The sequence below is a fragment of the Halorubrum orientale genome (genome assembly GCF_059623105.1).
The window spans coordinates 300,754-326,651 of the sequence record NZ_JBSPSR010000003.1; the positions used below are offsets into that span (position 1 = coordinate 300,754).

Annotated in this window: 31 protein-coding genes and 1 pseudogene; 15 read left to right on the forward strand and 17 right to left on the reverse strand. The window is 60.4% G+C overall.

Translation table 11 applies throughout. The annotated features are described in order from the left end of the window. Nucleotides 1–42: 42 nt before the first annotated feature. The 6 genes from ACWUI7_RS04395 (at nucleotide 43) to ACWUI7_RS04420 (ending at nucleotide 6,247) form a co-directional block, all read left to right on the forward strand. Nucleotides 43–462, forward strand: coding sequence for a universal stress protein (locus tag ACWUI7_RS04395; RefSeq protein ID WP_496640986.1), 420 nt, complete (start codon nucleotides 43–45; stop codon nucleotides 460–462). A 586-nt stretch (nucleotides 463–1,048) separates the two neighbouring features. Then, the gene (locus ACWUI7_RS04400) at nucleotides 1,049–1,699 is read left to right on the forward strand and encodes a helix-turn-helix domain-containing protein (RefSeq protein WP_496640987.1); all 651 of its coding nucleotides are present in this window, start codon (nucleotides 1,049–1,051) and stop codon (nucleotides 1,697–1,699) included. A gap of 191 nt (nucleotides 1,700–1,890) precedes the next feature. Beyond that, nucleotides 1,891–3,390, forward strand: coding sequence for a sensor histidine kinase (locus ACWUI7_RS04405; RefSeq protein WP_496640988.1), 1,500 nt, complete (start codon nucleotides 1,891–1,893; stop codon nucleotides 3,388–3,390). 519 nt (nucleotides 3,391–3,909) lie between these two features. Then, nucleotides 3,910–4,311 (forward strand): phosphate-starvation-inducible PsiE family protein, encoded by a 402-nt coding sequence (locus tag ACWUI7_RS04410; protein ID WP_496641102.1) that lies wholly within the window; start codon nucleotides 3,910–3,912, stop codon nucleotides 4,309–4,311. A 617-nt stretch (nucleotides 4,312–4,928) separates the two neighbouring features. Continuing rightward, nucleotides 4,929–5,318: a 2Fe-2S iron-sulfur cluster-binding protein gene (locus ACWUI7_RS04415; protein ID WP_496640989.1), complete on the forward strand. Its 390-nt coding sequence runs from the start codon at nucleotides 4,929–4,931 to the stop codon at nucleotides 5,316–5,318. A gap of 89 nt (nucleotides 5,319–5,407) precedes the next feature. After that, nucleotides 5,408–6,247, forward strand: a complete 840-nt coding sequence (locus ACWUI7_RS04420; RefSeq protein ID WP_496640990.1) for a hypothetical protein — start codon at nucleotides 5,408–5,410, stop codon at nucleotides 6,245–6,247. Nucleotides 6,248–6,354: 107 nt separating this feature from the next. On the opposite strand, the gene ACWUI7_RS04425 is transcribed toward ACWUI7_RS04420, so the two are convergent. From ACWUI7_RS04425 to ACWUI7_RS04475, 11 genes are all read right to left on the reverse strand, one after another. After that, nucleotides 6,355–6,882, reverse strand: a complete 528-nt coding sequence (locus tag ACWUI7_RS04425) for a hypothetical protein (RefSeq protein WP_496640991.1) — start codon at nucleotides 6,880–6,882, stop codon at nucleotides 6,355–6,357. Nucleotides 6,883–6,962: 80 nt separating this feature from the next. Further along, nucleotides 6,963–7,187, reverse strand: coding sequence for a gas vesicle protein GvpJ (gene gvpJ, locus ACWUI7_RS04430; RefSeq protein ID WP_496640992.1), 225 nt, complete (start codon nucleotides 7,185–7,187; stop codon nucleotides 6,963–6,965). 1 nt (nucleotide 7,188) lies between these two features. Further along, on the reverse strand, nucleotides 7,189–8,019 hold the full coding sequence (gene gvpL, locus ACWUI7_RS04435) for a gas vesicle protein GvpL (protein ID WP_496640993.1): 831 nt from the start codon (nucleotides 8,017–8,019) through the stop codon (nucleotides 7,189–7,191). Continuing rightward, a complete protein-coding gene (locus ACWUI7_RS04440; protein WP_496640994.1) occupies nucleotides 8,012–8,326 on the reverse strand; it encodes a gas vesicle protein K in 315 nt (104 codons plus the stop codon). Before ACWUI7_RS04440 ends, gvpL begins: the two co-directional genes overlap by 8 nt. Further along, nucleotides 8,323–8,730: a gas vesicle protein GvpJ gene (gvpJ, locus tag ACWUI7_RS04445; RefSeq protein WP_496640995.1), complete on the reverse strand. Its 408-nt coding sequence runs from the start codon at nucleotides 8,728–8,730 to the stop codon at nucleotides 8,323–8,325. Before gvpJ (ACWUI7_RS04445) ends, ACWUI7_RS04440 begins: the two co-directional genes overlap by 4 nt. Further along, on the reverse strand, nucleotides 8,723–9,163 hold the full coding sequence (locus tag ACWUI7_RS04450; protein ID WP_496640996.1) for a protein gvpI: 441 nt from the start codon (nucleotides 9,161–9,163) through the stop codon (nucleotides 8,723–8,725). Before ACWUI7_RS04450 ends, gvpJ (ACWUI7_RS04445) begins: the two co-directional genes overlap by 8 nt. Next, a complete protein-coding gene (gene gvpH, locus ACWUI7_RS04455; RefSeq protein WP_496640997.1) occupies nucleotides 9,160–9,699 on the reverse strand; it encodes a gas vesicle protein GvpH in 540 nt (179 codons plus the stop codon). Before gvpH ends, ACWUI7_RS04450 begins: the two co-directional genes overlap by 4 nt. Then, entirely contained in the window at nucleotides 9,699–9,950 is a 252-nt protein-coding gene (gvpG, locus tag ACWUI7_RS04460) for a gas vesicle protein GvpG (protein WP_496640998.1), read from the reverse strand. Before gvpG ends, gvpH begins: the two co-directional genes overlap by 1 nt. A gap of 2 nt (nucleotides 9,951–9,952) precedes the next feature. Next, on the reverse strand, nucleotides 9,953–10,597 hold the full coding sequence (gene gvpF, locus ACWUI7_RS04465) for a gas vesicle protein GvpF (protein WP_496640999.1): 645 nt from the start codon (nucleotides 10,595–10,597) through the stop codon (nucleotides 9,953–9,955). After that, the gene (locus ACWUI7_RS04470) at nucleotides 10,590–11,126 is read right to left on the reverse strand and encodes a PadR family transcriptional regulator (RefSeq protein WP_496641000.1); all 537 of its coding nucleotides are present in this window, start codon (nucleotides 11,124–11,126) and stop codon (nucleotides 10,590–10,592) included. Before ACWUI7_RS04470 ends, gvpF begins: the two co-directional genes overlap by 8 nt. A 29-nt stretch (nucleotides 11,127–11,155) precedes the next feature. Then, a complete protein-coding gene (locus ACWUI7_RS04475; RefSeq protein WP_496641001.1) occupies nucleotides 11,156–12,712 on the reverse strand; it encodes a gas vesicle protein GvpD basic region 2 domain-containing protein in 1,557 nt (518 codons plus the stop codon). Nucleotides 12,713–12,908: 196 nt separating this feature from the next. Here ACWUI7_RS04475 and gvpA point away from each other — a divergent pair, with 196 nt between their 5' ends. The 5 genes and pseudogenes from gvpA (at nucleotide 12,909) to ACWUI7_RS04500 (ending at nucleotide 17,347) form a co-directional block, all read left to right on the forward strand. Next, nucleotides 12,909–13,145, forward strand: coding sequence for a gas vesicle protein GvpA (gvpA, locus tag ACWUI7_RS04480; protein WP_496641002.1), 237 nt, complete (start codon nucleotides 12,909–12,911; stop codon nucleotides 13,143–13,145). A 72-nt stretch (nucleotides 13,146–13,217) separates the two neighbouring features. Next, the gene (locus ACWUI7_RS04485; RefSeq protein WP_496641004.1) at nucleotides 13,218–14,474 is read left to right on the forward strand and encodes a gas vesicle protein GvpC; all 1,257 of its coding nucleotides are present in this window, start codon (nucleotides 13,218–13,220) and stop codon (nucleotides 14,472–14,474) included. Then, a complete protein-coding gene (gvpN, locus tag ACWUI7_RS04490; protein WP_496641005.1) occupies nucleotides 14,471–15,514 on the forward strand; it encodes a gas vesicle protein GvpN in 1,044 nt (347 codons plus the stop codon). The genes ACWUI7_RS04485 and gvpN overlap by 4 nt, the downstream gene beginning before the upstream one ends. Before the next feature lie 7 nt (nucleotides 15,515–15,521). Then, on the forward strand, nucleotides 15,522–15,911 hold the full coding sequence (locus tag ACWUI7_RS04495; RefSeq protein WP_496641006.1) for a gas vesicle protein GvpO: 390 nt from the start codon (nucleotides 15,522–15,524) through the stop codon (nucleotides 15,909–15,911). 195 nt (nucleotides 15,912–16,106) lie between these two features. Further along, a pseudogene (locus tag ACWUI7_RS04500) lies at nucleotides 16,107–17,347 on the forward strand (RNA-guided endonuclease InsQ/TnpB family protein). A gap of 12 nt (nucleotides 17,348–17,359) precedes the next feature. On the opposite strand, the gene ACWUI7_RS04505 reads toward ACWUI7_RS04500, so the two are convergent. The 6 genes from ACWUI7_RS04505 to ACWUI7_RS04530 form a co-directional block, all read right to left on the reverse strand. Then, a complete protein-coding gene (locus tag ACWUI7_RS04505; RefSeq protein WP_496641008.1) occupies nucleotides 17,360–18,721 on the reverse strand; it encodes a restriction endonuclease in 1,362 nt (453 codons plus the stop codon). 105 nt (nucleotides 18,722–18,826) lie between these two features. Further along, nucleotides 18,827–19,936 (reverse strand): ATP-NAD kinase family protein, encoded by a 1,110-nt coding sequence (locus ACWUI7_RS04510; protein WP_496641009.1) that lies wholly within the window; start codon nucleotides 19,934–19,936, stop codon nucleotides 18,827–18,829. Between the two features lie 255 nt (nucleotides 19,937–20,191). Then, a complete protein-coding gene (locus tag ACWUI7_RS04515) occupies nucleotides 20,192–20,878 on the reverse strand; it encodes a competence/damage-inducible protein A (RefSeq protein WP_496641010.1) in 687 nt (228 codons plus the stop codon). 75 nt (nucleotides 20,879–20,953) lie between these two features. Further along, complete coding sequence (locus tag ACWUI7_RS04520; protein WP_496641011.1) at nucleotides 20,954–21,736, reverse strand: DUF5803 family protein; 783 nt, start codon at nucleotides 21,734–21,736, stop codon at nucleotides 20,954–20,956. A gap of 3 nt (nucleotides 21,737–21,739) precedes the next feature. Beyond that, a complete protein-coding gene (locus tag ACWUI7_RS04525) occupies nucleotides 21,740–22,480 on the reverse strand; it encodes a DUF2110 family protein (protein WP_496641012.1) in 741 nt (246 codons plus the stop codon). Then, nucleotides 22,480–23,004 (reverse strand): transcription factor, encoded by a 525-nt coding sequence (locus ACWUI7_RS04530; RefSeq protein ID WP_496641014.1) that lies wholly within the window; start codon nucleotides 23,002–23,004, stop codon nucleotides 22,480–22,482. The genes ACWUI7_RS04525 and ACWUI7_RS04530 overlap by 1 nt, the downstream gene beginning before the upstream one ends. 137 nt (nucleotides 23,005–23,141) lie before the next feature. Between ACWUI7_RS04530 and ACWUI7_RS04535 the strand changes: the two genes are divergently transcribed. The 4 genes from ACWUI7_RS04535 to ACWUI7_RS04550 all read left to right on the forward strand — a co-directional run bounded on the left by ACWUI7_RS04535 (nucleotide 23,142) and on the right by ACWUI7_RS04550 (nucleotide 25,851). Then, nucleotides 23,142–24,083 carry a hypothetical protein gene (locus tag ACWUI7_RS04535; protein ID WP_496641015.1) on the forward strand — a complete coding sequence of 314 codons (942 nt, stop codon included), beginning with the start codon at nucleotides 23,142–23,144 and terminating at the stop codon, nucleotides 24,081–24,083. A gap of 99 nt (nucleotides 24,084–24,182) precedes the next feature. Beyond that, complete coding sequence (locus tag ACWUI7_RS04540) at nucleotides 24,183–24,386, forward strand: DUF7576 family protein (RefSeq protein WP_496641016.1); 204 nt, start codon at nucleotides 24,183–24,185, stop codon at nucleotides 24,384–24,386. Between the two features lie 107 nt (nucleotides 24,387–24,493). Then, complete coding sequence (locus tag ACWUI7_RS04545) at nucleotides 24,494–25,219, forward strand: ribosome assembly factor SBDS (protein WP_496641018.1); 726 nt, start codon at nucleotides 24,494–24,496, stop codon at nucleotides 25,217–25,219. 110 nt (nucleotides 25,220–25,329) lie between these two features. Beyond that, nucleotides 25,330–25,851, forward strand: coding sequence for a YbaK/EbsC family protein (locus ACWUI7_RS04550; protein WP_496641019.1), 522 nt, complete (start codon nucleotides 25,330–25,332; stop codon nucleotides 25,849–25,851). Nucleotides 25,852–25,898 lie beyond the last annotated feature (47 nt).

Here is a 25,898-nt window from a genome sequence, read left to right on the forward strand (position 1 = left end):
ACCGAACCACCATTTTATCCACCCCTTGACCGTAATTACTGTATGATATCACGAATTCTCGTTCCGATGGACGACTCGGAGATGGCCCAGCGAGCACTTGAGTACGTCTTTGAAAATCATCCCGGCGCGGAAATTACTGTCTTGAACGTCGTTGGCGGACCGTCACCGTGGGGTAGAGAAGCCACGTCACTTGCGCTTGAGGAGGACATTGAGGAGGCCGCCGAGGAGCGCGCCAAGGAGGTGTTCAATGACGCTCAGGAACTCGCCGACAAGTATGACGTCGAGATCACTACCGAGGTTCAGTTGGGACATCCGGCTCGGGCGATCGTGAATAGAGCCGACGACTTTGATGCGGTCGTAATCGGAAGCCACGGCGGCTCGTTGGTCGATCGACTGGTCATCGGAAACGTTGCCCAGAAAGTATTCCGTAACTCGCCCGTTCCTGTCATCGTCGCTCGGTGAGTGGCGGCGACTGGGGCCGATGGACAAAGGTGCCTCTGGAACCGTCGGCAAACGGGATAATGACCAGTCCTACCGCTATCTGTCCCACTCAGGTCAGTTTCTGTCTAAATCGACTTCAGTGGTAGATACGCGCCTTCAGTATTGCAATCTATTGAGGGAAAATAGGCAAGGTGGGCATCCAACTTACACAGCAGGGGAGACTGCTCAATTGACCTCGCCCGATGGTGGTGAGCGCTGGATTATATTATAATACCAACATTTTCATAGAGGTTTTTGTTCTAATCAAACGAGTAACAGAACAGGTGATTGGCACTCGCAGTCTTATACGGCCTGCTATACCGTCCAATAGCGGGCGGTAGTCAGGTGCAAGACTCGCGCTCTGTATTCAGCAGCATCTTTGCCACCTACTCAGTCCCTGTCAATAACGGTGTGACCGATACAGAGGTTATACCGGTCACTCGACCTTCTCGGCATTCGGTGTACGTAGAGCAGAACTGGTGACGAGTTAGGCTATTGTTCAGAGATTCTATTATTTGGGGGGCGTTCAGTAGCAGACCTTTACACTTGGAACTCTACGAGACAGATAATGGCTACTGAGGCGACCTTCACCGTTCCATCCGATCAGTTCCCCCTCGGAACCGTGTTCGCTCAACTACCGAACGTGACGGTCACACTGGAGCGACTGATCCCCGCTCGGGACGTGGTGATTCCCTACTTTTGGGTGCGAGGAACCGAAGTTGACGATATTGAGAGCGCGTTCACCGAGCATCCGGGCGTGAAGGCGATTCGGCTCGTTGACTCTGTCGAGGACGAGTACCTGTTAAGCGTTGAGTGGGCGCTAGACTACGACGACGTGCTGACTATACTGGCGGAGACAAGGGTGCTACTGGTTGAGGCCACCGGGACAACCCAACAGTGGACGTTCGAGACCCGAGGTGATAATCGAAGTGACATCTCAGCCTTTCACGAGCGCTGTCGAGAGGTTGACATTCCGATCACACTGACGAAGTTACACGCACTTACACCGGTTGAGACGGCGACCGAAACCGCTCTCACTGACACCCAACAGGAGGCGCTGATGCTTGCCTACGAGCGTGGGTACTTCGAGTCTCCCCGCGAGGTAACGTTAGAAGCTCTTGGCGAGGAACTCGGCATCTCACAGCAGGCCGTCGGCTCACGCCTTCGAGGGGGCATCAACAACGACCTCGGGAGCACGCTCTCCGCTCTTACAGCCTGACTCCAGACCAGGCGTTTAAAAACGGGTTGTGTATGAAAGAATCAGAGTGATTATCCTCGTCAATCTACAATCGCAAGATGAGTGTACTCGATACCACCGATGAAACTGTAGTGCTATGATTGAGCAAATCATCGGCGACGTAATACTACAGTCCCTTCCAACGATTCCGTCAGAGGCGACTGGATAGCCCCATGTTGATTTCTGAGATTGACGACTCATCCTATCTTGATGTAGTGGATGACCTCTTCCTTGGATTTGGCCGGGACAATACGTTCGAAACCTGGAACCAGGCTGTCGTCGAGGTGACGGGCTACTCTGACGCTGAACTGGCGACTATGTCCCCGGCAGACTTCTTCGAGGAACCGGTAGCGAGTCGGGTCACCGAGGCGCTCGCAAACGCGTTCGAAACCGATAAGACTGTTATCGAAGCGAACCTGCTGACAGCAGACGGTTCGCGGGTTCCCTACGAGTTCAACATACACCGTGTTCCCGAAGACCGATCTGTCGCCGTTGTCGCTCTCGGGCGGGATGTCTCCGCGCGTAAGGAGCCCGCGCGCGAGCAACTCAAACACCGCGAGACCGTCCTAAGAGAACTCTATCAGATCACCGCCGACCGCGACCGCTCGTTCACCGATCAAGTCGAGACACTGCTCGCGCTGGGCCGGCGTGAGCTCGACACGGAGTACGGTTCATTCTCGGAGATCCGAAAGGACGAGTGTATCTTCGAAGTGGTCGATGCAGTCGACGAGAGTATTGCTGCCGGGGATGTCGTTCCTGTTGAAGCGACGAAGTGCGAAATCACCGCGAGCCAAGAGCAGACGCTCGTTCTGGGCGACATCAGTCGTGATGCACCCGAGGAAACTGATCGAGTCGGCTATACCGACTTGGGGATTTCCTGTTATGTCGGTGCGCCAGTATACGACGATGACGGCGTATACGGAACCTTCTGTTTCTACGACACCGAGCCCCGAAACGGACAGTTCTCGGACTGGGAGGTGACACTGGTCGATCTGATGAGTCGTTGGGTGGCTTACGAACTCCAACGGCGACAGACGATTGAGCAACGGAAACAGCAGAACGAGAGATTGGATCAATTTGCCGGCATCGTCTCACACGATCTGCGGAATCCGTTGACTGCGCTCCACGGGTGGCTCGATCTAGCCGAGGAGACGGGCGATCCAGAGCATTTCAACCGCTGTTACCGATCCATCGACCGGATGGAGACGCTTATCGATGATCTCCTGACGCTGGCACGTAATGGTTCGGAGATTGACGACGCAGAGCCAGTCGCGCCCGGACAACTCGCCAGAGTGACTTGGGAATTCGTCGGGACAGCGGGGGGCACGCTCTCCATCGATACAGACCAGACGGTGATGGCCGACAGATCACGGCTCCGGCAGTTGCTGGAGAACCTGTTCCGAAACGCTGTGGAACACGGCGGTGACGAAGTCGCGGTGACCGTAGGGGAACTCGACAACGGATTCTACGTCGCTGATGACGGGCGAGGGATTCCAGCAGACGAACGCGGGGTGGTGTTCGAGGAGAGTCACTCGACGACTCCCAATGGGACTGGGTTCGGACTGACCATCGTCCAAGAGATCATTGAGGCACATGGCTGGAAAATCCGGATTACAGAGAGCGCCACCGGTGGGGCTCGATTCGAGCTTACGGGCGTAGAACTCGTTGCGTGAGACAGTTGCCGTCCGTGAATGATTAGAGGTTCATCTGTACTGACCGATGGGATTGTCCTGATGGTGCTAGAGGGAGCCGATATGCGCGCTGTATTCAGCAGCGCCTCTGAGATTTCTTCAGTTTCTGACGAAAACCACGTGCGAGATACAGAGGATACAGTCAGCACGGGGACTGGGTTATTTTCTCCAAATAGATCCTGAATTAGCTGATAGAACGAGCGTGCTTACTGAACGCTGGAGCTGCTACCAATTCAGACAGGTGTCCAGACTGTCGTACAGGATACGGGGCGCGAACTCGTCGTCGGAACTGTACTTCGGTTCGGGTTGTGCGAACCAGTAGAACGGAGTCTGAGTGCTGTTCCGCTGTCGAGTTGTTCAAGCTATCAATAGATCAGCCAGCAACGGAATACGACAGCATCTCCCCGTACCGGATGGGATGTTTATTACGAAGCTCAACAGTTTACTACTGTGACTACGGATAGCAGCCTGTCACGGTTTACTGAACCTTCAGTAGTCGTTATGCAGTGGCTTGTACTTGCGACTGCATATTTTACCCTCCTACTGTTCCTGATCGGTATCTTCGATTTGCTGCTCGGGTTATGGACGCTCATCATAACCGGAAGCTTCACCGATCCGGTGGCCGTAATTGAACTCCTCGATACGGTATTGCTGTTGCTCATCATCGTTGAAGTCCACCGGACGCTGATCGCGTACGCTCGGAACGACCCTGTTGTGCGGATAGTGGTCGGGGCTGCGATCATTGCAATCGCCCGTGAGATTATCAGCTTCCGCGTCAGTGAGTTTGAGACAGTTATGGATGCCTTGACCGCTGCTGGCGGGTTCAGTCTCCTTCTTATCGGCCTCGTAATCGCGTACTTTTCAATCCGATACACTGAAATCCAAATCTCGGACAACACCTAATCCTCTTTTCATATACGAGGTATGCCATCGGGCCCATCAGGACAAACACTGCGGCAGTCACGGTGAGAAACAGTTCGTCCGAGTCAATAGCCAAGCTGTATAACAGTCCGATTCCGACGAGTACGTATAATCCCGCAAGCGTCCAAATCTCCCACTTTATACGATATAATACCTAGCAGCACGAATAAATGTCTCCCAAATGATTGCTCGGCTGTCCACAAAATAGATTATTGTTTAGATGCCACGTATCCACACCCTCCCCGGCCGATCTACTGTGACGGTCATTGTGGCTGGGTGAACAACACGACTCCGTGACACCTGGACACCACCTACCGCCATACCCTCCCTAGCCGATTCCGTACGCATCCGGTAGCTCTGTGAGCAATACGACTCCACGGTAGCCGGACACCACCTACCGCCACACCTTCCCCAGCCGATTCGCGAGTCGCCCCTGACGACTCGCTCATCCCTCGCACGCGCTCGCAGGCACGCCTCCGGCGACCTGCGAGGCGCGCGCCACCACGGGAGACCGACTCGTCTGAGCCACGGGGTACGTGATAGGGCAATCGCGTCTCACAGCATCGTCCACTGTACACAGTAGAACTACCACGCTGATGATGGCGACGGTGGAATATCTCAACTACGACGTCCTCGAAAAACGCGGGTGGGACCTCCACGACCGATCCACCTTCGAGAAGGCGGCACAGGCAGCCCTCGACGACACGGACTACGGTAGCATCGAGGTATCCACCGACGAGTCGATTCTCGAGGCAGCCGAGCGAGTGGAGCTCGGGTGGTCGTCGAAGTGTCTCAAAGGGCGGTGTGAACGGTGTGTTGCCGTCGTCATCGACGGAAACGTCACGATGGACACCGATCAAGAGTTCCTGACGCCCGCCGAGGTCGACACAGCCGACTACTGTTTGACGTGTCTCGCCACCCCCGAAAGCGGCCTCAAGCTCGTGTACGGTGTCGAGACCCACAACGCGCTCGCACACCGGGTGAAGTGATCCCCATTGCTCGTGAACACAGCCCAGATCTTCCACGAGTAAAAGAACCGCAGATAGGTTTATGATCGAACGATGATCATGAGTTGACGATGGCTGTCGCTCCGTTCCCCACCATACCTCCACACGACGCCGCAGACTCCGTGTTCGAATCGGGACACCTGTGGATCACGGAGTGGATTGCTGGTGATCCACTTCGATTTCAGCTCACCCACGACGGATTTCTCCGCTTTGGCGACGACGAGCGACTGTTCGCACACGAGGAGATCCCACTCAGCGTACAGACTGCCGTTCATACCGTTCAGAACGACTTCGATCGGTCGTCGTTCCAAGTGGCCGTCGACGATACTGAATCGGTGACGTTCCACGGAGTGGCGACACACAGTCGGACGCTCCCGTACGATCTCGACGACACCCCGGCGTTCATTGGAACAGCAATCTACGACGATACGTGGGGACAGGAACTGCCACCAGACACCGTCGAAAAGGTCTTTGATCGGGTCAATCTCACTACGGTGGATCCGGTCGAGAAGGAAACACGAGCGGCCGATATCGACCCGGAACGGTACCAACTACCGCCGTCTTCTTGGTTCGACGGGCGCGCGCCGGGCGTCGTATTTATCAACAAAGGCGGCGGACGAGCCCATCGAACGGATCTAGACGAAGCCGCACGCGCCGAGGTACACGAGACGGTGACGGTCGAATCAGCGAATGACGTGATACGACGGTGGGTAACCGACGAGTGGCTGACGAGCCGCATCAGCTCCTGTGGACCTGCGGGAACGGTCGAGGCTATCACCGACCACGCACTCCGACGACTGGCTCGGGAAGTCCCTGCAGTCGCTGCCCGGACGGGACACGCAGACACGTCGGTTTCGGCCGGAGCGCTCCGGTCGGCGCTTGCAGAACAGATCGCCGAGGAGGTCGGGTGACACGATAGGGTAGCACGGCATTCAAGTACGATGTGAGAGCGACGTGGAGGTGGTCGGAGTAGTTGTACTCATTACTGGGAGTACGAGCGAGCGAAGCACGACCCAGGTTAGGAATTGTCGCTCGGCTCGTCATCGTCGTGCGGACGGATGTGAAACGCTGTCACGCCCATGTTGTGACTCGCCTCGACTACGGGGGTCTCAAATGCAATAGGCACGGACTCGACGTAATCTGCGTTCTCGAAGGATATCGTCGCTAGGCCGTCTTCGACCTCGAGACGGGCATCGCCACGGTCGACGATGATGTCGATGGTATCGTCTCCAATGTCGGTGTGGACGAGTGGCGGCTTCGAAACCTGCGCCGCGAGGATCTCGTCGACGTCGTATCCGTTTCGGCGAGCCTCCTTCAACAGCCGATTGATCTTCTTCACCTTTCGTTTAGCCCTGAACTTCTCTCGCCCACGCTTTTCACGAGGTTGGTGAGACGGCCCGTCGCTCCGCCGGTGTGCCGGTCCCATCGGGCGGCGGCCTCCCGGCAGCGACCGCACGTCGGTGTCGATATCGACGTTGAACTGCCGGAGGTCGTCGTCGTCCAACTCGTTCAAGAGGGTGAGTATCTGGTTGATAATTCGTACCATGTCGATGTGTGACAGTAGTAGATATCTTAACTCTTGTGGGAATTTTGAGACATCAAATTGATCAGCCAGGGAATTGTGCGTCATGTCGCGTCAGGGTCGTCACGCCCTCGGATTGATTCGTCCCATTCGGTAAACAGTTGATGTTCGGTGAGTTCGGTCATCCCAGCGAGCGCGAGGCGGAGTTGAATCCCAATCAGTGGGATCTCAGCCACGCTCACCACTACGTCTGCGGCGACGACGACCCCCTCACGGAGGAGGATGTCAACGAGTTCAACGACGTGGCCCGTCTCCTTTGTTGGCTCCATCTTAGGTGTCCTCTGCCAAGTCAGGGGCGAACGAGTAGGGTGGCCACGGTCCAGTGAACTCGATCTCTACGCCAGGGTGGACAGCGATATCGTCAAGATGTGCACCAAGTTCCGTCTCATCAGACTTGTCCGCCAACACGGCGATCCGGGCGACCCACTCGGTGTCGTCGTCGAGCCCATCAAGCTCTTTGAGACTCGGCACCGCCGCGTGGCTGGTGACCTGACGGGCCGTATCGTCGATCGCATCGGTGAGACGGTCTCGTAGGGAGTCCTTCTTCGTCTCTAACACCTCTGTCAGTCGTTCTTCGTACTGCGTATCCAAGAGGAACTGCGTCCCCTCGCCTGTTTCAGCACGCTGTTGGCTAATCTCTTGGAGTCGGTCGTCCGCTTCTCGCACGACCGACTCAACGTCGCTGCGGTCCCACTTCAGGTGTATTCGGTATTCCCACGATCCACGGAACTCGTCAAGTGCCGTTCGGATGCGCTGTTCGTTGGCTTTGACCCACTGGACGACGGCCTCATCACCTCCCTGGAGGATGACGTCGAACTGAAACGGCAGCGGCGTCCCAAACATTGATCCCACCTCGTCGATCACTGTCTGGTGTGCGACGAGCCAGCGACGAAGTTGGGCAATATCGTCCGTGTCGTACAGCTGGTCTGTGGCGTGTGACACGACAGCGATGTCATCGTACGTCGTGAGCGAGACGGTGGCATCGTCTAGTCCAGTGACGGACAGCTGACTCACGTTCGCGTCACTAGCATCGACGATACAGTAGAGGTACCGACCGTCGGTGACGGTCGGCGGCGACGGGTTTGTGGGTTCACTACTCATGACGTTCGGTACTTGTGTGTAGGTTGGTTATCGCGTCTGCCACGAGGGTGTCGAGCTGTCCCCGGAACTCGTCGACGCTTTGGTCGACCCCTTCCTGTCGTTTCAGCCGCTCGATCTCTGCTGAGAGCTGTTTGAGCTGTGCCCCGAGTCGCTCAACCTCCTCGTCGGTGAGTTCCCCTGACTCCATCCGACGAACAGCCTCTTTCTCGAGTGCCTCATCGATGATATCTACGAGGGAGAGAACGAGCGTGAGGAGGCCTTTGTGCACCCCTTCACCGTCGTCGTCGAGTTCGAGCGTCGTGCTCATTCGTCTGGGGACTCCATGGCATTCATCACGTCTTGTTCGTTCTCTGTCGTAGTCGTCGTCTCAGACGTCGTCTCTCCCGTCTGTGCCTCCTCGTCTATCGGTACCTCCTCTCCGGCCGACTCGTGGCCCTGCTCAGTCGGCGATCGTGTGGCCTGAACGCCGGGGTGTGTGGAGATACCTGCCTGATCGTGGACACGGTCCATGTCCGTCCCCGACGGGAACTCTAAGCCGTACTCTGCGGCCGTCTCGAAGGAGGCGAGTGCTGCGCGGATCTTGATTCCGAGCAGTTCGGTGTCGCCGACGGTGACGGCGATGTCGGCGTTGATGACCATCCCTTTGTCAAGAAGCGTCTCAAGCAGTTCTGCGAGGTCGCCCTGTGAGCGGGTTGGCTTTGGGTCACTCATCGGCCGACGACTCCGAAGGTGCGGTTGAGTCGGTGTGCGCTGCCGACTCGTCGTCGGCACCCTCGCTCTCTGCGGCAGCAGTCTCGTTGGCAGTCGACGACGCCGTCGTGGCACGGTGAAGCCGCTGGCCGTAGAGCCGTGTTCGGGCCTGAACGGTCGAGTACTTCGGTGTGGGTGGCACGGTCGAGTGAGAGTGTCGAGCCGCGTTTCGGGCGTTCGTCTTCTGCGGTGGGACCGTCGAGTGGTTTGACGGGTTTGTCGACGAGGTCCGTGACTCGGTGCGTGCTGTAGATTGTGCAACGTTGTTCCGGCGGCGCTGTGCCAACTTCTCTCGTTGGCGCAGCAGCTTTTTCCGAGCCACGTCGCGGTTGACCTGTGCTTTTGCCTGTGCGCGTTTCGCCTTCTGTTGATACTTCGTGCGGTGGTCTGTCATGGTTTCTCCGTCTGCCGTAGCCGAACGGTGAGTATCCCGTTCGTAACGGCCGCGTCGGTTATCGTGGTGTCTTGAGGGTCGACCGAGATGCGTTCGACGACTGCTCCGTCCATCAATAATTGGAGTTCAGAACCCGTCTCATTGACGACGGCCTCGACCGACGTAGCAGCTGTGTCCGGGAGAGCGGCAACGAGAGTATACACGCCATCCCCGTGGTGTCGCGTTTCGATCCGCCGTCCAGTGCTCCCGCGTGCTGACACGTCGACGACGTCAGTATCTACCCCTGTAGTACGATCGGTCGCTTCTCTCTCTGTTCCATGCTCTTCAGGTGAGGGGAGGCCCACAGTGACCGCGTATTCGTACGCAACCGTGGATCGCCCTCGGTCGACCGTACCCTCCCGGCGCTGTGTGCCGTGTGCGTCTGCGTCGGCGACCGTCTCGAGAAACGACAGGAGGTGATCGCGCAGGGTTCCTCGCGAGTCCCGTGAGTCGTCGTCAGATCCACGCGCTGTGTCAGTATCCTCCGGTGGGGACATCAGCTCTTGACCTCGATGCGCCCGCTCATCTGTGATTGGATCTGTTCTGCCATCTCGAGTTGGAGCTCGAGCTCTCGTTTTCGTTCCTCGTACGTCGCCTCCGACCGCTCACCGACCTCGTACAGCAGCTGGTTCTCTTTGAGGTCGTCGCGAATCGCTGCGGTGTCGTACATCTCGTTGAGCGCCATCGTGTGTAGGATGTCGAGCACCGAGACGAACGGTTTCACGAGGATGTCGTCGACGATGAACACGGCTAGCGTCCTCCGTGTTGTTGCTCTGCGCCGATGTGGATGTCGACGAAGTTGTACGGTGGCCACGGCCCCGTGTACTGAACGGTGACGTGCTCGCCGTACTCCGCCTCAACGTCGTCGATTGCGTCGTCGAATGCACCACGCTCCTCGCGGTCGACGAGATACGACTTGTTGAGGATGAGTCGGTCACTGAACAGGTCGTTTTCGGTCTCGTTGATGCTGACCGAGTTGAGCATATCTGTAATCTCCGACTGTACAGCCGTCTCGGCGAGCGCGTCCTCGTCGCTGGTGAGGACTTTGACGCCGAGTTCGACAGTCCCCTCAATGTCGTTGAGCGCGCTTCGCAGCGCCGGTCGAGCGCCTCGAAGGACCCCCTTGAGCGTCCGTGCGTTCTTGAACGCCATGCCGAAGCTCATCGGGACGACGGTCCGTCCGCCGTCATATTCGATGATCTGCTGGAGCACGCCGTTGTGTGCTTCGACGGCCGGGTCAGTCCGGTCCGGGTCGGTGGTGTCGATGTCCGAGACCACCGCTGCCAGCGAGCGGTAGCTGACCGTGTAGATTTCCGTTGCGCCAGCGACGCCGTCGGCGTTGAGGGTGATGTCTTCGTCGTCGATGATGCCGTACGTGTACAGGTTGTCACTCATGATTGGATTCGCGGTATGGGTGGTTCGAATGTTCGTCGACGCACTCTAGGGCCAGCGTTCGCAGCGTCATCGAGAAGGTGAGGGTTCGCTCAACGTCCGACTCGATGCGGTCACAGACGGTAGTCGGTTCTCGAAGTGAGTACACCTTCCGTCGTGGAAACTCTCGCACCGCCAGCAACTCCTGTTCCTCGAGCGCTGTCAGCCGTGGGTACACGGTTCCAGAGCTCAAATCAGCGCCAAATACGCGCTGGAGGTCAGTACTGAGCTCTTTGCCTGTCGCCTGTCCACGAATGCCGACAAAAATAAGGAGAATCTCGTCGAGGTTCGCGAGCACGTGCCGGTCGTCGACCGCCTGCAGCGTGGAGTTCTCTACCCACCCCTCAATATGGTCGACGGCGTCGTCGCTCAGTTCCGTCTCGGTGTACGGCGGGACTGCTTCGGCGGGTCGCTCTGAACGGTTTTGAGACGCCTCTGTGTCGCTGTGGTTTACGTCACCACGTCTGATAGAAAGAGTCGTCGCCACCGTCATACGTTCGTGCAGTCGTTTGAGTTGTTTGATCATACCATCTCAAGGAGAGTAAGTTGTGGAATTGCGGGTGCGCTATCGATTTCGATGCCGAGTCGCGGCGTGAGCGGATTCTCACCGTACATGATCAGCCCTGTTCCCGCTCGTTCGAGTTTTAGATGGGTGTCGGCGACCCGGTCCGTCCGGTCACGGAGCGTTTCCCCTGGTTTCGTTATCAGTACGACGAGGTCATTATGTAGGGCCGCGTAGTTCGCGAACGCACCGAGCTGGCGTTTGAACTCCTGTTGGACGTTGTCCAAGCCGATCACGTGGAGCTGTGGCCCCTCGTGCCGGTCACGAAGTCGCTCGGCATACCCGATGTACTCGTCGTACGCGAGCTTCTGTGGGGAGCGAACTGCCTCGTGGCTATCGGCGTCAGTCTGATCGCCGTAGTCGGCGGGGTCGGCATCCGACTGGTCAGGAGGCGTCGACGTCGTCGACACGGACCGTAGTGACCGATCACGCCGTTGTGGCGGTTCGTCTCCTGCCGATACCATGGAGTCCGACCGGCCGACTCGCCCGTCACCGGTCGCGGTCCGGATGATCTGTCCGTGTGTCTGTGCGCAGTCGTCCGCGACTACGGCCGTTACGTCGTTCTTTACTAGCCCGGGACTAGCCTCCCGCGGTGGCACGACCGTCGCACACATATCGTTCGCAAGGAAGTTACGGATCGTCGGGAGCGTCAACACACTCCAGGCGTCCCGCGGTAGGTCGACCCCGAGCTCAAGGTGGACGACTGTCCCCCGGTCGTAGCCGCCACGCAGGACTGGGTCAAGGTCCGTGAGCCCAGTCGAGAACGAGCGCTTCGAGTTGGGCCGCATCTGCCACGTCCCGGCGCCGGGTGACGCCGAGAGCGACTGCACTTCAGCCTGAGTGAGTGCCTGAAATCGCCCGCCTACGAGGGTGAACGGCTGTCGTCTGTTCTCGATGTGGATCCCGCGAAGCTTCTGCATCTGTAGGTCGCGACACGCTCGTCCACGGTCGTCTTCAGTCACCTGTGGTGCGACGACGCCGTCGACGATGTACCGTAGCGGGGCAGGGTTTTGGCCCTCAGAGACGAGCAGCACGGTCACACCCGTCTGCCGTGCCAACGCCGCCAGCTTCCTGCTCACGGTCGAGAGGTCGGGCGCACCGTCGTGTCGGGAGGCGAGATACTGGTGGATCAGCCCCCAGCTGTCGAACGCGATCGTGAGTCCGGCCGATGCGTCGTGGACGGATTCGATCCACTCAAGAAGCGAGTCGAGGGTGAGCTTGTCGAAGGGGACAGCGGGGGTGATCGGGAGCGCGAACGGATCCTCCGAGAGGTCGACGATGGCCGTCTCGTCTATCGATAGTCGATCATCGAGGTACATCTCGGCTATCGTCGCCTTGTTGACCCGAGACGAGACGTAGAGCACCTCGTTTTCGGTGCTGAGGACGTCGAGACACCGAAGCGCGAACAACGTCTTGCCAGTGCCTGGCTCGCCGTGGATCAACAACGTGTGTCCCGTGTCTCCGGCGAGAAAGCGTCTGATCGCTCGGGGAAACCGCGGGGGGTCGGGATGCGCCATGTGGAGTGGTAGACGTCGGATCAAGCGGCCCTGCGTCAGCTATGGTTGATGTGTCCCAGTACGATGACTATTCTCTGTATGCGAAGCAGTTAGAATAACCCTGATGCCGCCTGATATATCTTGGGGCGAGTGTACTCAGTAAACTCAGCTCAACGTATTTACTATCGGGTTAGGTAGGTAGAGATGCGTTCCACCAATGGCACAACCAGATTCTTCAAGCTTGGCCGAAGTGCTGGATCGCGTACTTGACAAGGGGGTCGTCGTCGACGCCTTTGCCCGCATCTCACTCGTTGGCATCGAGATCCTGACCGTAGAGGCACGGGTCGTCGTCGCGTCCGTCGACACCTTCCTCCACTACGCTGAAGAGATCGCCAAAATCGAGCAAGCCGAACTGACTGCGGGTGCCGAGGCGGCACCTGCGCCCGAAGCGTAGTCGGCCCGCCCGGCTCGATCGCTTCGCTCGGTGCGGTAGCAACACCAACACACCCACTTTATCATCATAATCATGAGCGTCCGAGAAAAACGTGACAATATTCGAGCGGCCCGTGCACAGTTCGACGACAAACAGCGTGCGTTCGAGGCGTACGCGGAGGCGTTCGCCGCGGACGTCGAGGACAAACAAGACGTGAGTGAGTTCGTCGCGGCGCGTGACTCACTCATCGAGGCGATGAACGCAACCGACGACGTCTTCACCGCCTACAGCGACGCGTTCGACGACGAGATCGCAGGGGTGCACGCCGACGTCGATGCCCAAGCCGCGTCGTTCGAGGAGGCAGCAACCCAGTTTGAGGCGTACGCCGATGCGTTCGAGGCTGACGTGCAGGATAAACAAGATATCACACAGCTTCTCAACGCAATCGCAGCGTTGCGCGACGAGATGGCGGCGACCCAAGATACGTTCGAGTCGTACAGTGAGGTCTTCGCCGAGGACGTGGCCGACATACAGGACATTTCGGCGCTCCAGAACGCGATTGTAGCCCTCCAGGAGGCGTTCACAGACGCAACAGCGTCGTTTGATGCGTACAGCGCTGCATTCGACGCCGACGTGGAAGCGATTCACGAGTCGGTCGCCGACCAACGCGACGCATTCGCCCGGACGGCTGACGCGTTCGACGCCTACGAGCGCGAGTTCCACGAAGAGAAGGTGCAGTCCTTTCTCGACGATGTAACTGCGTTCCAAGAGATGATCGAGGCCTTCGGTGCGGAGTTCGACGCGACCGAGGCTGAGTTTGCGGCCTACACCCAAGCGTTCTACGGTGACGACCAGGGGGGAGCAGGAAACGAGTCGGCAGCCGAGACGCCAGCTGATGTGCCAGATGAGACGGCGGACACCACGCAGGCTGCGGCGGCAGCCGAGACCGTAGACGAGACGGAAGCCGCCACACCAGACGAGGGGGTGACCGAGGATGCCGTGTCGATGGACGTCTCCGTCGACGAACCGGCGGACGGGTCGTCGGGCGCGGACGCCGAAACGGAAGACACCATCGAGGGAGGCGGCGTTACGAGCGATCCCATCGAAGACACAGAGCCGAGTGACGACACCTCCGTTGAGGCGGATACCAGCGACCTCGACGATGACGTCAACGAGGACGTCGACGAGGACGTTGACCCGGTCGCCGACGGGCTCGTCCAGTGTCTCGTCTGTGGAGAGTACTATCAGGCGATCACCGAGCCGCATCTTCAGACCCACGACATGACGATTCAAGACTACCGAGACGAGTACGGCGAGGACGTGCCACTGCGACCCGATGACGACGAATGACAGACTCACGTGAACGGAAGGTCCGCGGGTCACAGATCCGTTCTTCTCGCGACGACAAACAGCACCGAGACCAGTCGACGACGGGGTCACAAAACGGTCACACGACGACACAGCAGACGACCCGGGCTACCGTCGACCTCGCCGAGGAGTTCGTGCCGAACGACGAGTCGTTCGTCGAAACCCCTGCGGTCTCACGCGTTAAACAACGGATCGACCGGTGGTTGGGCGTCGATCGACCCGTCCACCTGATTGGGCCAACGGGATGCGGGAAGACGTCCCTCGCGATGCAGACAGCACATGACCGCGACCGGCCGGTCGTCTGGATCAACGGCGACGCCGACCTGTCGACGAGTGACCTGGTCGGCGAGTACGGCGAACAAGAGCGCATCTCAGAGCGGGACAAGTACATTCACAACGTCGTCAAGAGCAAAGACATCGTGCGCGATCGGTGGGTCGACAATCCCCTCACCATCGCCGTCCGAGAGGGAGCGACACTCGTGTACAACGAGTTCTCGCGAACGAAGCCCGCGGCGAACAACGTGTTGTTGTCAGTGCTTGAAGAGGGCGTCCTCGAGCTGCCGGGCCAGCGTGGTGAGTCCCGGTACGTGGACGTTCATCCCGAGTTTCGAGCGATCCTAACGTCGAACTCGATCGAATATGCCGGCGTTCACGAACCACAGGACGCCCTGCTCGACCGGCTCGTCGGGATCCACATGGATTTCTACGACCACGAGACCGAGGTACAGATCGTCGATACCACCGTTGAAACCGTCTCTCAAGCGGAGGCCGGGGCGCTGGTCCGTCTCGTGCGGCAGCTCCGCGATCAGCTCGACGTAACCGTCGGGACGCGCGCTGCCATTATGACGGCAGAGGGTGTCGGGACGACGGACGTACTCACCGAACAGGCGCTCGTCGACGTCTGTGTCGACGTACTCGCCTCGAAGCTATCGACGCGTGCAGACGTGCTGCACCTTCGCGACCGTGTCGAACAGGAAGTTACCGAAGCGGAACTAGACATTCTTGAGGAAGCGTCGAGATAGATACCTCATGCCATCTCAGCCAGACGACGCCTCGACGACCGACGATGACACAGACCACCGACCGGGGGATCCTGACGCTACCGCCGAGCAAGCTTCGTCCGAGCGCGAGGGGCCGGCAGCTACCGAGTCCACCTCGATCGGGTTGGCGACCGCACAGCAGGAGGCACGAGACGCGGCCGAAGCGCTCCTTGACCACGACTTCGAAGGCGTCATCGAAGTGTCGATGAAAGACAACGGTGGGTGGCGGACGCTGGTCGAGGTGGTCGAACGTCACGCTGTACCGAATACACAGGATATCATCGGCCGGTACGCGATCGAACTCACCGAGACGGGCGACGTCAGTGGGTACGAACTACGCGAAAGATATCAGCGTGGTGACGTTAAAGAAGAGCTGTGACGGCTCCAAAACGGTCGATTCAGGAATGTGGTAGAGCCCATTAGATACCGTGCGCTCGTGTTTGGGTGTTCTCTGCTCTCGCGTGGTTTTTTATCAGCGGACAAGGCGAATAACCCGGGGCTTGACCCCGGGGATTAAGCCGACATGCAGAGATACAAACCATTAACTCGACATATCTCTAATCAAGAGACAGCGATGAAACACAGTCACCGCTACCACGCTTACCCAACACAAGAGGTGGCGGAAGGACTGGAACATCATCTGGACGTTCATCGCCAACTCTACAATCACGTCCGCTGGGACTACACGAATAGTCCCGAGGACGACAAGCCGAGTGAGTACGACCAGAACAACAAACTTCCCGAGTGGAAGCGTAAGGGCCCGTGTTTGGTGAACTTCACTCGAAAGCCGCGCAAGCCACTGTCGCTCGTTTCTACCGCAACCTCTCGAATCTTCGCAAGAAGAAACAGAATGGCTACAACGTTGGTCGGCTCAAACGGCAAGCAGCTACTGACTATCGAAGTGTGACGTACAATCAAAGTGGTTTCGACCTCGATGAAAAGAGGGGCCACGACAGGTTTGCATACGTCCGTTTCAGCAAGATTGGGTGGGTGAAAATCCGCTACCATCGTCCGGTTCCCGACCACGCTACCATCAAAGAGGTCACGTTCAAAAAGGAGACAACTGGTGACTGGTTCGTCTCCTTCGGGTTGGAAACCGACGACGCCAACCTACCCGAGAAACCCGATGTGGACTCGCTGGACGCGAGTAACAGCGTCGGGATTGACCTCGGCATCCAGAACTTCATCCACACATCGGACGGGAAGACCGTGGATTGGCTCGACCTCGAAGACGACTACGAACGCCTGCGCCGCGAACAGCGCAAACTCTCGCGGAAGGAGAAAGGGTCGAGTAACTACAAGAAACAACGCCTCGAAGTCGCCAAGGTCAAGCGTCACATTCGTCGGAAGGTGCTGGACTACCAGCACAAGGTCACGACGTGGCTCGTCCGCGAGTACGACGCCGTGTTCGTCGAAGACTTGAACGTGAAGGGGATGCTGGAACGGTCGCATAACGCTCGGAACAAGCAGGATGCGGCGTGGCGACAGTTCATCACGCTCCTTGACTACAAGGCCGACCTGTACGGCTGTCACGTCGTGCAGGTTGAATCCAAAGGGACGACCAAAGAATGCGCGTCGTGCGGTGTGGAGACGGCGAAGCCAATCTGGGTCAGGGAACACTCCTGTCCGAGTTGTGGGTTCGAGACGGACAGAGATGCGAACGCAGCGATGAACGTCCTGCAACGCGGCTTTTCTGAACTAGGGCTGGGATGGCCCGAAGACACGCCCGTGGAGATTGCGCTCCCTACAGATACGACTCACTTCAAGTCTGTGTCTGCAAAGCACGTCGTGGAAACGGGAAGCCTCGGGGCTTGACCCCGAGGCGATTCACACACTCCCTCCAAGTGTTAATATAACTACAAATAACACGAGCACGACTACACCCCCCAGTGCAAGAAGGGGATTCTCCATCACCTTCTCGTGGATAGCCATGTCGGCGTACTGCTCGCGAAATGCCTCGAGATTCTGTTCGTCGTAGAAGTACTTTTGTTTCAGCGCGAACCGCTCTGTCACTGCACACCCCGTACAGATCGGCTCGTCTTCGAACCGCTCCGTTTTCGTGTGGTCGACACAGGCGATCGCCCCGCAGTTCGGACAGTAGGTGTAGGTCTGTTCGACACCGCTCGTCTCGCAGTGAACACACCGATGGACTCCGTCTTCGGCGGTCACTCGTGAGGGACCCGCGGCGTAGTACTCGTACGGATAGGTGTACGCATGCAGGTGGATGGTATGGCGAACCTCGGGGAGGTACACCGGCTCGATCGACTGTACGGAGATATCCGAGCGATTCGGTTCACAGGTCTTGTTGTACGTGACGTTGTTGTCGCCGGTGTACGTCACGGTCGTCGTGTGATGTCGCTGGAGTCGCTCGAGAGCCCACCGTTTGTACCCCGTCTGTGTCTGCCCAAACCGGCGCTTCTCGACCGCATCGAAGATCGCTCCGAACTGCGCCGAGCCGACGTCGACCGTCGCGTGGCGGGTTTCGGTGACGAGTCTTGCAACTGCCTCGTCGGCGACCAGTGGCTGCCCACGCTCGGCGTGAACAACAAACTGCGTCCGGTCGTCGATCCGGTGGATGACGCCCACAGACGTCTCGAAGACGGCATTCGTGTCCGCGGTGACGGCGACGACTGGACGCAGCGTCAGCGTCGAACGGGGCGTCGGGAGGGCCGCCAACTCGATGTTCTCGACGTCGCGGAACGCCGCTCGAAGTGGCGCGTGGACGTCGGTCGCTGGGTCGATGGGACGCAGCGTCTCCTCACAGAGGATCTCGATGCGACCGTTGTAGAGATCGAGCCCGATTTCGTCGGCGATCGCTCGCAGCTCCTCGCCGTCGAGGAGTTCGATCGGATATGGGTCGTCACTCGCTTCGAGGTGGGCGCTGTACTCCTGTGCGGGAGTGGTGAATCGGCCGGTCGTGACGACCATGCCGCGTTTCGGGCCGTCGAACTCGAACGTGGCGATAGCCGAGTGGAGCTTTTGAACGACTGGACGGCCGACCGTCTCCGTATGCTTGCACTCGACGACGATGGCACGCCGAGTACCATCGACCACTTCCTCCATAATGACGTCGCGTCCCGAATCGGCCGTCCGCTCGGCCTGACGCACGTTCTCGTAGCCGAGGTTGCGAAAGACGTCTGCCGTGACGTCCTCGAATTCGAATCCGGAGAGGTCGTCGAGAATCGGCATCTGTGGGTGGCTAACGGGTAGCGTGGGAGACGCAAATAGCTTCCTCACGAGCCGATCGACCCTCGTCGGCTGTTGTGCCAGACGCGCTGCGATGCGGGCAGCCACTCATACGATCCGCATCATTCTGGTCTCGAACTTTCCAACGCGAACGCGCACCCAGCCCGCGAGTGACTCGTCAAGCGCTGGGTCGTCGGTGTCGACGCGCAGGGTACGAACCGTGTCGAGTTTCGCACGCGAGGCGACGATCTGTATCTCGGCCTCGCGGATGACCGCCGGGGAGAGCTGTGGGTTCCCCCGACCGAAGACGAAGCCCTGGCCGCCGATCGGCGAGACGACGATGACTGCTTCGCCCTTGAGTTCGTCCATGATCGCCGATTCGGCCGCGTCTTTCGCAATGACGGTCCCGTCACGCCAGACGTCGACACCAATCGGTGAGGGCTCAAACCCGAGCTCCGCTTTGATCGCCCCGACCGTCGACCCCGGACCGAGGATATAGGTGACCCCGTCGCCGTCGCGCGCCCGGATGTCCGCGGCAACTCCCTCGGCCAGTGACTCGACTGTTCCGCTTGCAGTTTGTTTCGACGCCTGGAGGTTCTCGGCGACGGGAACGTGTGCGATACCGCGAAGTGTGGGCACTACCTCCCCTTCGCGGTAGGCGTCCTCGTCGATGTCCATCACCTCGCGGCGTTCCGTCCGCGAGAACCTGACGGCGACCTCAGCGGCGTCCTCGGGAGAGACACCGAACACCGACGAGTACACTTTCACCCCGGCAGGAACACCGAGCATCGGTGTGTCGTCACCGCCGAGTGCGGACGCAACATCCGTCGCAGTGCCGTCGCCGCCGACGAACAACACGAGGTCGACATTGGCGGCTGCAAGCCGCTCGACGGCTATGTTGGTGTGCTCGGCGGTCGTCTCTGTCGGGACGTCGTCGGCGACGTCCGCCGGCGACACCGTCTCATCGAACGGGTTGACGACGCGTTCAGGGTCGAATCCGGCCGCACGAACGAGGTGCTCGCCCATCGGTGCGGCCACTGTTGAGACGGTTGCGTCCGGGGCCAGATCGGCCAGCCGGTCCAGTGCCCGACGCGCACGGTCTGGCGCCCTGGGTTCAGCGCCGCGTTCGAGTGCCGCATCTAGCTTTCCGTCGGTTCCTTTTAATCCAACGCGACCGCCCATTCCGGCGATCGGGTTTACGATGACACCGACGTGCATACCGATGAATCGCGCGGCAGCCACTTAACGGGGTCGCGACTGGTCCGTGGCGCGTGCCGACCTGTCTGCAAACAATTAAGCCACGTCCGTCGAACTATCACGTATGATCCTGTCTGCCGTGCAGCCGGAGCCGCTCCCGATCGAAGCAACCGCTATCGCCGTGCTTGTCGCCGGGCTTCTCGTCACCGCGGGATGGCTCGGACTCCTCGCGCGGTGAGGCCAAATTCGGGGTTTTTCGGGCCCCAGACGCATCGCTTACGCGACGATTTCTGACCTCTCACGGAGCCACGCAGCAGCGCACTCTGCCTCACTTGCGTCCGCAGCCGACAGCTTGACTCTGACACTGTCGCCAGGGTATGACCCAACCCGGACGTCGAAGCGCTCGCGAAGCGTGTCGAATCGGCCGAGAAGTGCGCTCTCCGGTTCGTTCACCTCGACGACGACCGTGTGTGTCGGCACCCCCTCGAACTCGTCTGCGACCTGCTCGAACATGGCCCGCATCTCGGAGGGCACGCCCGGGAGGACGTACGCGGACTCGACGACCGCACCCGGGGCAACTCCCACCTCGTTCGGGAGCGGGCGACACCCCGACGGGAGGTGTGTTGTTCCCTCATCGAGATCCTCGCCACTGTAGCCGTGTGACTCCAGCCACGTTGCGGCCTCGTCGTTCGCCTCGACTGTCCGGCCAAACGCGGCTGCTACCGCGTCCATCGTGACGTCATCGTGCGTCGGCCCGAGTCCGCCGGTCACGACCACCGCGTCGTAGGCCGCGTGGTGCTCGTTAACCACGCGGGCGATCTCGCTCACTTCGTCGGGAACTACGGACACGCGCCGCACCGGTACACCGCGGTCAGCGAGCTGTGCACACAGCCACGTGGCGTTCGTGTTCTCCGTGTCACCGACGAGGAGTTCGTCTCCGACGGTGACGATTGCGGCATTCATAGATGGTGATATGCGACCGCCGCTCAAAAGATCGCCGACACCGATGAGACAGGCGGTCACGTGTCCCTCGCAGGCTCACAGCAGACCGTCGTCGTCGTCGTCGTCCTCGTACACGCCGAGCCCCATCTCGCGGCGTTTCTCGCGCAACGCATCGAGCTGGCGTTTGAACCGGAGGGTGCCGACGACGGCGACGATCGACGCGACCCCGAGGATCCCCGCAAAAATAACGAGGTCCGTCTCGCGGTACGACTGCACGACGATCGAGTTGGTCACCGACTCCCAGACGATTCGGTCGCGGCCGTCCACCGTCTCAACCGTGTAGTCGCGCGGCGCCACGTGCCCGACGATCGGAACGTCGGTACTGAACTCCGGCGGAAGCGTCACCGCATACGAGCCCTCGACGTACGCCAGCGACGTGAACCGACGCGGTGACCCACGCCCAGCGATGGCGAGTTGCCCGTCGTCCATCTCGTCGGTGAACCGAACGTATACCTCGTCTGGTGTCTGTTCGACCTCCCCGCCGCGCGCGCGGAACTCACTTCCTGTGATGACCTCACCGCCGGCGTATCGATACCGGAACGCCTCGAACTCCAACGGTTGGTCGCCGGCGTACGGGGTCTCACGGAAGAGCCTGACCGTCTCCTTGCCGGAGACGTTGTACACCGCGGTATATCGTGCGTCCGCCGACAGGGTGAACGCGGCATCGCGGTCCGTCTCGAAGTCGTACGACATCGGCGGGTCGGCGTCGAGCGTTTCGTTCGTCACCTCGCCGCCGCCGGTGACGTAGCCGAGACACCCGCCGGTAAGCGCGAGTAACGCGACGGCGACCAGCGCAATGGCGAAGCGTCGTCGGGTCACGGCTCAGACGACACACCGCATTTCAGCCGGGAGGTACGAGCCGATCGACGCGAGCAGTCCTGGCGGGTCGGTTCCGTCCGCACAGATGATACTCTGTTCGGTGAGTCCGAGGCGTTCGACGGTGACGATATCGTTTGCGTGTCCCGCGCGGTTGACCGTGGCTCTGACCTCGCCGCGGGTCGCAGAGTTAACCGTCACTCGGCCTGGACCGCGCCGCCAGTCGTACAGCCGGTCCCGCTCAGCATCGGCGAGTCGAGTGACGTCCGCATCGACATCGTCGACGTCGGAGGCGGCACGATCAGAGGCGTTCCCGTCGGTGGGACCACTCTCACCTCCGTAGACGAACTGCATCGGCAGATGTTGGACGAGTCCGAATCGCTCGATGACCTGCGGTGGGGCGCCAACACCAAGTCCCAACTCGTCAGCAGGAACGCGGACCATTGTGCCTGCGTCCAAGACGAGTCCGTCGTCGTCCCACGACTCAAGCGTTCCAACGTACGTCTCTCCGGCGAGTAACCCCTCGTCGTGGGCGACGATTTCGCCCCACGTCTCGGCGAGGGCGTTCTCGGCGACGAGCGCGTCTGCACCGCTAACGTCGACCTGCACGAAGTCGTCGTCGCGAACGCCGACAGTCCACTCGACGCGCAGATCGCCAACCTCGTTGTCGACGAGTGAGTGCATTCCGTCGAGTGCGCGCTCGCGGGCGTCGCCCTTGAGGTAGCACTTGGTAGCAAGTACGACCATCAGCCGGTCACGTCCACGTTGAGTTCGTCGCGGAGCTCCTCGATGCGCCACTCCATCGTCTCGTACAGCCGGTCGTTCTCCATCGCGTCGAGCGGCGAACCGCACTCGGGACACTCGAATCCGAAGTCCATCGCTTCACCGAACTCGAAGCGGAGCGAACACACCTCACAGAGGTAAAACTCGTGGGTCCGCTCGTACTCTGCGCGGTCTTCGAGCGCATCGAGCAGTCGGTACATCTCCGCCTGTAAGTTCTCCGGGATATTGTCGTAGTGAAACGTCCAGAGGTACGTGAGCCATCCCGAATCCTCGTCTCGAACGCGTCGGTACGTGGCGAGGTCGTTCTCGTAGAGAATAAACAGTGCTCTCCGAACGTCGTTCAACTCCAGCCCGAGCTCCTCGGCCAGCTCCTCGTCGGTCACCTCGCCGTCGGGGGGTGCGGCGGCGACCGGCATCCCCGTCGGCCCCACGAGTTCGTGGAGGTACTTCTGGATGACGGGGTCGTTCAACAAGTCCTCAAAAGCCATTACAAACCGGTAGCGCCGCCGTCCGATTAAAAGCTCCGAATACCGCGGTGCCCCGTCGTTGGCATCGATGGAGCCGCCAATACTCAGGCGGGTGCGCGGTCGATACGCATAACTTCCAACGACGAGACGATCGACCAATGACATTGACGCGCACCGCCCAACTGAAACGAGTGTTCGGCGCCCTCACGCTCGCCGTCGTCCCCAGTCTCTTCGTGGGCCTCCTGGTAATGCCACTCGTCGTCCTCACGAGCGTGGGACCTGCGGCCGGGACCGTCTTTGCGGCCCTCGGTGGCGTCTTCACAGCGGTCGCGCTCGGACCCGTCGTTGTCGATCGACGGATCGCGTTGCTGCCGCGGGTCGGTGCGGACGACGACCGACGATCGCTCGCCGAATCACGCGTCGCCGCCATCGCCGCTCAGCTCGGCGCCGACCGACCCGCAGTAACGGTCGTGTCGGCGGATGCCGCCAACGTCGCGGTCACCGACGGCCACCGCGGCAGCCGGCTGGTCGTTACCACGCGACTACTGTCGCTCCCCCCGTCCAATCGCGACGCCGCGCTCAGGCACGCTATCTCCCGACTCCAGCGCCGCGAGGCAGCGGTCACGACGGCCGCATTGCCCGGGCTCGTCGCCGTCGAGACGGTGGCGCTCGCCGCGACGTTGGTAGTCTCACACGAACCAGACCGTCGGCCGGCCGACAGGCGATCTAACCGTATTCACGGGTACGAGCCCGACCGGGACCGGATCCCAGCGCCACTGTACACCGCCGGCGGATTACTCGCGTGGCTCGTGACGCTGCCGACGTGGCTTCCCGCAGCCGTCGGTGACCGGCTCTTCGTCGGCGGCGGTCGGCACGACGCAGACGACATAGTCGCGCGAACCGACGAGGATGCTCGAACAGGGCTCGCTGCGGCGATCTCGTTCACCGAGGAGGCGCCGGGTGCGAGCGACTGGCCGCCGCTTCTCGACCGACTCTCGGTGGTCTCGATGGCCGACGCGACGACCGAGCGGGTGCGCGGCACGAGCCGACACGAGACACGATGTCGGCTCGCTCGGCTCCGGTCGAAACGTAGCCTGTGAGGCTCCCCCACAGAGTGACGCCCGCACAGCGAGCTATCGGCCGCGGGACTCACCGTGAGCAACTGACGGATTGAAGTATCTCTGGGCGCACGGGCGCGTATGGTTGATCCGACATCCGACCTCGGTGAGGACCTCACCGAAGAGGAGGCACCCCGGTGTGCGTGGTGTGAGGAGCCCGCCTTCGGCGCCGGCAGACGCGTCGTCACACGGGTAGCGGACGGACAGATCGAACACATCCACTTCTGTGGAGACGCCTGTCGAGCCCAGTGGCAGCGCGACGAGCGGGAGGCGACACACCCGTAGCGGACGGGTAGCTGCTGTGTGGTGGTAAGTCAGGGGGTGGATCCAAGTCAGTGGCAGGAGACGCGCCGCGCGGGAGGCTTTTTATCACGGGGGCGGTACGTATCGGTATGATATCACTCGACGAAGCGGTGACCGCACGGCTCGAATCCCACGGCGAGCGGTTCGAGGTGCTCGTCGACCCAGATGCCGCCTTGGCGATGAAGCGAGGGGAGTTCGAGGGGGACCTCGAGGACGTCATCGCCGCCGAAGACGTCTTCGAGAACGCCTCGCGCGGCGATCGACCCGCAGAGTCGGCACTCGAAACCGTGTTCGAGACGACTGACCCACTCGCGATCATCCCGGAGGTCGTTCGCGAGGGGGAGATACAGATCACTGCCGAGCAGCGCGAGGAGATGCTGGAGCGAAAACACCGAGGGTTGGTGACCACGATTACCCGCAATGCGGTGAACCCGCAGATGGACGACTCACCGCACCCGCCCGAGCGAATCGAGCGCGCGCTCGAGGAGGCCGGGTTCCAGGTCGACCCGATGGAGCCAGTCGAGAGCCAGATCGACGAGGCGCTGGAGGCCCTGCGCCCCGTAATTCCGATCCGGTTCGAGGAAGTAACGATGGCCGTGCAGCTTCCGGCCGAGTACGCCGGATCGGGACAAGCACAGGTCCGGGAATTTGGGGACCTCGAACGAGAGGAGTGGCAAAACGACGGCTCATGGGTCGGCGTGCTCACCTTCCCTGCGGGGCTCCAGAACGACCTGTATGAACTCGTCAACGAGGTGACCTCGGGTGAGGGTGACGCCCGCGTACTAAAGGACAAAGACGAGCTTCGGACGCGGTGAGCAGCCGACGGGGGGGCACCGGGGCACCCCGCTCCCGTGAGAACGTGGGTGCCGCCTCCCGGTCGAGATCGTGCCGGGAGGTTGATTGTGCCTGCACCAAGTGATGAGCCATGCACGACCGCGCAGCCGAGTTCGTCGATCGGGCGCACAGCCGATACGACGTCACCGTGGAGGTACGTGAGTTCGACGCGGGCACGGAGACCGCCGCGGCCGCGGCCGAGGCAGTCGGGTGTGAACCCGGTGCGATCGCCTCGACGATCGTCGTCTCGCTCGGTGCCGACGGCACACCGACCGAAGCTGCAACCGCCAGCGACGTGTCTGCCGAGGACGACCTCGTCGCCGCGATCACGAGCGGAGCGAACCGTCTCGACCTTGACGCGGTCGCCGACCACTTCGGCGTCGCCACGGCGGCGATGGGGTCACCGGACCGAATCCGGTCGGTCGTCGGCTGGAGCATCGGCGGCGTCCCCCCGATCTGTCACGACACGCCAATTCCGACGGTGATGGACCCATCGCTCTGTGCGTTCGATCAAGTGTACGGCGCGGCCGGAACCCCGAGCGCGTTGTTCTCGATCGCCCCAGACCGCCTCGTCGACCTCGCCGACGCAACCGTGGTCGACCTCACCGAGTGACTCGTCTCGTGAGCCGGAATAAGTTGTTAAGACCAAGTTATGAAATA

Excerpts from the sequence above, each read along its gene's own strand:
- ACWUI7_RS04395 (WP_496640986.1), top strand. The coding sequence starts at position 43 with ATGATATCACGAATTCTCGTTCCGATGGACGACTCGGAGATGGCCCAG.
- ACWUI7_RS04405 (WP_496640988.1), top strand. The coding sequence starts at position 1,891 with ATGTTGATTTCTGAGATTGACGACTCATCCTATCTTGATGTAGTGGAT.
- ACWUI7_RS04515 (WP_496641010.1), bottom strand. The coding sequence starts at position 20,878 with ATGAATGCCGCAATCGTCACCGTCGGAGACGAACTCCTCGTCGGTGAC.
- gvpF (WP_496640999.1), bottom strand. The coding sequence starts at position 10,597 with ATGAGTGACAACCTGTACACGTACGGCATCATCGACGACGAAGACATC.
- ACWUI7_RS04535 (WP_496641015.1), top strand. The coding sequence starts at position 23,142 with ATGACATTGACGCGCACCGCCCAACTGAAACGAGTGTTCGGCGCCCTC.
- ACWUI7_RS04540 (WP_496641016.1), top strand. The coding sequence starts at position 24,183 with ATGGTTGATCCGACATCCGACCTCGGTGAGGACCTCACCGAAGAGGAG.
- ACWUI7_RS04505 (WP_496641008.1), bottom strand. The coding sequence starts at position 18,721 with ATGCCGATTCTCGACGACCTCTCCGGATTCGAATTCGAGGACGTCACG.
- gvpN (WP_496641005.1), top strand. The coding sequence starts at position 14,471 with ATGACAGACTCACGTGAACGGAAGGTCCGCGGGTCACAGATCCGTTCT.
- ACWUI7_RS04525 (WP_496641012.1), bottom strand. The coding sequence starts at position 22,480 with ATGGTCGTACTTGCTACCAAGTGCTACCTCAAGGGCGACGCCCGCGAG.
- ACWUI7_RS04495 (WP_496641006.1), top strand. The coding sequence starts at position 15,522 with ATGCCATCTCAGCCAGACGACGCCTCGACGACCGACGATGACACAGAC.
- gvpH (WP_496640997.1), bottom strand. The coding sequence starts at position 9,699 with ATGTCCCCACCGGAGGATACTGACACAGCGCGTGGATCTGACGACGAC.
- ACWUI7_RS04545 (WP_496641018.1), top strand. The coding sequence starts at position 24,494 with ATGATATCACTCGACGAAGCGGTGACCGCACGGCTCGAATCCCACGGC.
- ACWUI7_RS04410 (WP_496641102.1), top strand. The coding sequence starts at position 3,910 with ATGCAGTGGCTTGTACTTGCGACTGCATATTTTACCCTCCTACTGTTC.
- ACWUI7_RS04450 (WP_496640996.1), bottom strand. The coding sequence starts at position 9,163 with ATGACAGACCACCGCACGAAGTATCAACAGAAGGCGAAACGCGCACAG.
- gvpJ (WP_496640995.1), bottom strand. The coding sequence starts at position 8,730 with ATGAGTGACCCAAAGCCAACCCGCTCACAGGGCGACCTCGCAGAACTG.
- ACWUI7_RS04475 (WP_496641001.1), bottom strand. The coding sequence starts at position 12,712 with ATGGCGCATCCCGACCCCCCGCGGTTTCCCCGAGCGATCAGACGCTTT.
- gvpL (WP_496640993.1), bottom strand. The coding sequence starts at position 8,019 with ATGAGTAGTGAACCCACAAACCCGTCGCCGCCGACCGTCACCGACGGT.
- ACWUI7_RS04510 (WP_496641009.1), bottom strand. The coding sequence starts at position 19,936 with ATGCACGTCGGTGTCATCGTAAACCCGATCGCCGGAATGGGCGGTCGC.
- ACWUI7_RS04400 (WP_496640987.1), top strand. The coding sequence starts at position 1,049 with ATGGCTACTGAGGCGACCTTCACCGTTCCATCCGATCAGTTCCCCCTC.
- ACWUI7_RS04550 (WP_496641019.1), top strand. The coding sequence starts at position 25,330 with ATGCACGACCGCGCAGCCGAGTTCGTCGATCGGGCGCACAGCCGATAC.
- ACWUI7_RS04440 (WP_496640994.1), bottom strand. The coding sequence starts at position 8,326 with ATGAGCACGACGCTCGAACTCGACGACGACGGTGAAGGGGTGCACAAA.
- ACWUI7_RS04415 (WP_496640989.1), top strand. The coding sequence starts at position 4,929 with ATGGCGACGGTGGAATATCTCAACTACGACGTCCTCGAAAAACGCGGG.
- ACWUI7_RS04420 (WP_496640990.1), top strand. The coding sequence starts at position 5,408 with ATGGCTGTCGCTCCGTTCCCCACCATACCTCCACACGACGCCGCAGAC.
- gvpJ (WP_496640992.1), bottom strand. The coding sequence starts at position 7,187 with ATGGAGCCAACAAAGGAGACGGGCCACGTCGTTGAACTCGTTGACATC.
- ACWUI7_RS04530 (WP_496641014.1), bottom strand. The coding sequence starts at position 23,004 with ATGGCTTTTGAGGACTTGTTGAACGACCCCGTCATCCAGAAGTACCTC.
- ACWUI7_RS04485 (WP_496641004.1), top strand. The coding sequence starts at position 13,218 with ATGAGCGTCCGAGAAAAACGTGACAATATTCGAGCGGCCCGTGCACAG.
- ACWUI7_RS04425 (WP_496640991.1), bottom strand. The coding sequence starts at position 6,882 with ATGGTACGAATTATCAACCAGATACTCACCCTCTTGAACGAGTTGGAC.
- ACWUI7_RS04470 (WP_496641000.1), bottom strand. The coding sequence starts at position 11,126 with ATGACGGTGGCGACGACTCTTTCTATCAGACGTGGTGACGTAAACCAC.
- gvpA (WP_496641002.1), top strand. The coding sequence starts at position 12,909 with ATGGCACAACCAGATTCTTCAAGCTTGGCCGAAGTGCTGGATCGCGTA.